At 37.6% G+C, this 420-nt stretch carries 1 protein-coding gene; it reads left to right on the top strand.

Annotated features, from left to right (window positions below):
• On the top strand, nt 1–420 hold a 420-nt coding region (locus CWC28_RS22035), incomplete at both ends, for a hypothetical protein (RefSeq protein ID WP_171038340.1).

Here is a 420-nt window from a genome sequence, read left to right as displayed (position 1 = left end):
GCTTACTAGCGCTTTTTTTGTATCTCAAACATATGCAGTTAATCTTGATTTAAACGATTTACGAGACCCGGACAAAAAAATAGAGCATATCTATCGATGTAGTTTTACTTCTTCTTGGGGTGGGATTTATTCAACTAAAGTTCCTGCTGATACTGGCTCTGAAGCAATGTCTAGTTGTAAAACATGGGGTCTGGCTAACATAGATAGATCTCAACCTTGTGGTTCTTCTAATATCCAAGACGGTGGCTATGGTCGCATTATTATTCCTTTAAATTTACGTAATACAGATGGTTCTTGTATTGTTGGTGGTCAAGGTGGTGGCCAAGTTGACTTTAATGCCTATGATGAAGGACAAACTGAAACAGAAGAATGCCCACCTTCTAATTCTCCACTTCATATATATGATTACAACATTGATGG

Source organism: Pseudoalteromonas sp. S4492 (assembly GCF_005886115.1).
Classification (GTDB): domain Bacteria; phylum Pseudomonadota; class Gammaproteobacteria; order Enterobacterales; family Alteromonadaceae; genus Pseudoalteromonas; species Pseudoalteromonas gelatinilytica.
The sequence above is the reverse complement of the archived record's forward strand: the minus strand, read 5'-3'. Positions and strand labels throughout refer to the sequence as shown.